Origin of the sequence: uncultured Limnohabitans sp., assembly GCF_937889215.1 — a bacterium.
Lineage (GTDB): Bacteria > Pseudomonadota > Gammaproteobacteria > Burkholderiales > Burkholderiaceae_C > Limnohabitans_A.
The window spans coordinates 1-3,768 of the sequence record NZ_CALBEX010000442.1; the positions used below are offsets into that span (position 1 = coordinate 1).

The following is a 3,768-nucleotide window of genomic DNA, read 5'->3' on the forward strand; positions in this document are numbered from 1 at the left end:
ACCTCTCCGCCAAAATTGGGGTTCAGGCTGATGTTGCGCAAGGTGCGGATCGGAATGATGGCGTCGGGCGCGTCGATGGCCACACCACAGCCGTAGCTGTGCTCCAGACCCACCACGTCGTCCACATGCGGATACAAGGGCAGCAACTCGTCCTTGATGCGGCGCACGGCTTTTGCCACCACACCGGCCACGCATTGCACGGTGGTGGTGATGGCCAAAATATTGCGTGTGCCTACCGAACCATCTGCATTGCGGTAACCCTCGAAGGTGTAACCCTCTAAGGGCGTGGACACAGGTGCCGCCAAGGTGGCCATGGGCAAGTTGACCAACTCACGGGCGACAGGCATTTGCAGCAAACGCTCTTGCACCCACTGGCCTGCAGCGATGTCTTGGATTGCAAACCCAATGGGCACGTTGTAGCGACGCACCACTTCGCCCTGCGCCATCGTCACCAAAGCCACTTTGTGGCCTTGAGGCACTTTGTCGAGCAACACCACGCCATCGTCCAGGCGGGTACCCGCAGGCAAGCCACCGTCGTTGACCACAATGGCCACATTGTCCGAGGGATGCATGCGCACCAAACGGGGAGAAACTGACTGTGGTTTTTCGGTCATGCCAAGATCTCCACCCAATTGGGGCCCCGCCCCACCGGCAAGCGCTGTTGAAAAATCAGCTCGCCACTGTCTGTGTCGATGGCCAGACGGCTCAGGTGGTGTGAGGTTTGCCCCACCACCAGCAAATGCTGCCCCGAGGGGTCGATGGCAAAACCCCTGGGTTGGCTTTCCACCGGCGTGTGCCCCTTAGCCGTGAGCAAGCCCGTGGTGACATCCACCTCAAAATGGGCCAAAGTACTTGAAGTGCGCTCACTGGCGTAAAGGTGTCGGCCATCCGGCGTCAGGTGCAGATCTGCCGACCACGGCTTGCCACTGAAGCCTTGGGGCAAAATGCCCACGGTTTGGATGCCACTTAATTGGCCATCCAGTGCACTCCACCTCAACACATCGAGCGTGCCATCGAGCTCATTGAGCAGATACACAAAGCGCCCTTGCGGGTCAAAACGAAAATGTCGTGGACCTGCCCCGGCACGGGTTTGCCAGTTGTGACAAAGACTCAGCTGACCCGTTTGCGCATGCATGGCATACACCATCAAGGCGTCGCCCCCCAAACTGGTGGCCAGCACAAATCGGTTGCAAGGCGAGGCCATGATGGCGTGGGCGTTGGGGCCGGTGCCGACGACTTGTTGAACAGCGCCCACAGCCCCACTGGAAGCCACAGGGCTCACCGTGAGTTGATGGCCGTTGTAAGAAGCCGCCAGCAAAAACAGGCCTGTTCTGTCGGTGCCGATGTACGCCATGCTGGCGGGCAATGCGGCCTCGGACAAAAGCGTCAAATTGCCTGTGGCGCGGTCAATGGCCAGACTGACCACCGCCATGGGCGCACTTCGGCGAGCGACAAACAACCGGTCGCGTTGGGGCGACACGGCCATGGGCATGAGGTTGCCACCCAGATGCAATGCACCTTGTGCGGTCAGCAAACCTTGGGTATCCATTTGCAAGACCGAAATTTCGCCACTGTCGGCATTGGAGACAAACACGGTAGACATGCGAACCCATTCGATTTGAATCAAAGACCCATGGTCCTTGGCAGCCACAAAGACAACCAAGGCATGTAGGTCACCATCAACAAAACAGCAACCAGCGCGATGAAAAACGGCATCATGGCCTGGGTCACCTCACCGATTCGAAGCTTGGCCACGGCACTGCCCACAAACAACACCGACCCCACTGGCGGTGTGATCAGGCCGATGCCCAAATTGACCATCATGATCATGCCGAAATGCACCGGATCAACCCCCAGCGTTTTGACCACGGGCAACAAAATCGGCGTCAAGATCAAAATCAAGGGTGCCATGTCCATCAAAGTGCCCAGCATCAACAACAAGACGTTGATCATGGCCAAGATCACGTACTTGTTGCTCGACAACTCGGTCATGGCCATCGTCACTTTCATCGGAATTTGCATCAAAGTCATGATGTAGCCAAAAGCCGCTGCAAACCCGATCAAGATCATCACGATGGTCACCGTCTTGACCGTGCGATGCACCAATTTGGGCAAATCACGCCAGCGGTAATCGCGGTAGATGAACATGGTCACAAAAAAAGCCCAGACCACAGCGATTGAGGCCGACTCGTTGGCGGTGAACACTCCCGACAAAATGCCGCCCAAAATGATGACCATGGTCATCATCCCCCAAAGCGCGTCCACACAAATCCGAATGGCTTCACGCAAAGGAATCACCTCGCCTTTGGGGTAACCATGCTTGTGCGCTTTGTACATGCACAAAGCTGCCAGCGTCAGACCCATCAGCAAGCCCGGCAAAACACCGGCCATGAACAAGGCGGCAATCGACACCGTGCCACCAGCCGCTAAGGAAAACAAGACAGCGTTGTGGCTGGGCGGGATCAAAATTGCCTGCACCGAACCACTGATGGTCACCGCAGCGGCAAAAGAACGCGGATAACCTTTCTTTTCCATCTCTGGAATCAACACCGTGCCCACCGAAGCGGTGTCGGCCACTGATGAGCCCGAAATGGCCCCGAAAAATGTGGATGCCAAAATGTTGACCAAGGACAGGCCGCCGCGAATAAAGCCGACCAAAACACCGGCAAAAGCCACCATCCGTCTGGCCATGCCGCCTTCGGCCATGATGGCCCCCGCCAGCACAAAAAATGGGATGGCCAGCAAGGAAAATTTGTTGACCCCCGCCGCAATTTGGATCATCACCGCGTCCAGCGGAATATCTATCCACAAAGCCCCAATCAAAGCGGCCAACCCCATGGCATAGGCGATCGGCACCCCGATCAACATCAAACCCAGAAAACTGCCAATCAAAACAAGCGCGTCCATCAATGGGCTCCCTCAGGCTGGTCTTTTGATTCTTCATAGCGCATCAACGGGCGGTGGTCTTGTGGCCCGATAAAACGCCTCTCCAGCACAAACAAAAATGTGATGGCTGAGCCAATAGGCAAGGCCAAGTAAGTGACACCAACCGGCAACCAAGTGAGTTCACTGATGGTTTGCCCCATCGTCTCCATGCACAAGCGTGCGCCATACCAGGCCACAAAGCCACAAGCCAGCAGCATGAGCGCATCGACCAGCCACGCCAATCCCGAACGCAGCAGAGGTGACAACACATCGGTGAGCATGGTCACAGCGATATGGGCATTGGCCCGAAAAGCGGCCGCCCCCCCCATGAAGGTGAACACCATCATGAGCAAGATCGCAATGGGCTCAGGCCACTGTGATCCCGTGCCCAACACGTAGCGGGAAAACACGCCCCAGGGAATGATCAGGGACATGCAAAAAATAGCCGTGCCTGCCACCCAAATGCAGGTCAAGTACAAGGCATCCAAAAAACGGACACAAAGGGATTTCATAAAGTCTTTCAAGCAAACAACCCCAGCGCAAGCCGGGGTTGTCGATCAGGATCTGTCAGCCCACGGCCGACACTCCAAAGGCTTTGTCACTTGACCGCTGCGATGCGCTTCATCAAGTCGGCATAAGGCGCGCCGTATTTGGCCCGCACGGGCGCAGTGGCGTCATAGAACGGCTTGTTGTCAATGCTGATGAACTCAACGCCTTCAGCCTTGAGTTTGCCAACCGATTCAGCCACAGCCTTGTCCCACAAACCACGCTGCTCCATTTGGGCTTCGCGTCCCAGCTTTTTGACCAAGCCTTGGTCAGCGGGGGTCAACTTGTCCCAAGCCA

4 protein-coding genes and 1 pseudogene are annotated in these 3,768 nt (G+C 56.6%); all 5 read right to left on the reverse strand.

Going from position 1 to position 3,768, the window contains the following annotated elements; translation table 11 throughout:
• A partial coding sequence (locus tag Q0341_RS11275; protein ID WP_299513273.1) for a UxaA family hydrolase occupies positions 1–614 on the reverse strand: 614 nt, incomplete at its 3' end.
• A complete protein-coding gene (locus Q0341_RS11280; RefSeq protein ID WP_299513275.1) occupies positions 611–1,627 on the reverse strand; it encodes a beta-propeller fold lactonase family protein in 1,017 nt (338 codons plus the stop codon). The genes Q0341_RS11280 and Q0341_RS11275, both read right to left, overlap by 4 nt.
• Positions 1,624–2,907: a TRAP transporter large permease gene (locus Q0341_RS11285; RefSeq protein ID WP_299513278.1), complete on the reverse strand. Its 1,284-nt coding sequence runs from the start codon at positions 2,905–2,907 to the stop codon at positions 1,624–1,626. Before Q0341_RS11285 ends, Q0341_RS11280 begins: the two co-directional genes overlap by 4 nt.
• Entirely contained in the window at positions 2,907–3,437 is a 531-nt protein-coding gene (locus Q0341_RS11290) for a TRAP transporter small permease (RefSeq protein ID WP_299513280.1), read from the reverse strand. Before Q0341_RS11290 ends, Q0341_RS11285 begins: the two co-directional genes overlap by 1 nt.
• A gap of 86 nt (positions 3,438–3,523) precedes the next feature.
• A pseudogene (locus tag Q0341_RS11295) lies at positions 3,524–3,768 on the reverse strand (TRAP transporter substrate-binding protein); the annotation flags it as partial.

What these genes read in the sequence shown, in the direction of transcription:
- Q0341_RS11285 (WP_299513278.1), bottom strand. Translation starts at nt 2,907, where the DNA reads ATGGACGCGCTTGTTTTGATTGGCAGTTTTCTGGGTTTGATGTTGATC.
- Q0341_RS11290 (WP_299513280.1), bottom strand. Translation starts at nt 3,437, where the DNA reads ATGAAATCCCTTTGTGTCCGTTTTTTGGATGCCTTGTACTTGACCTGC.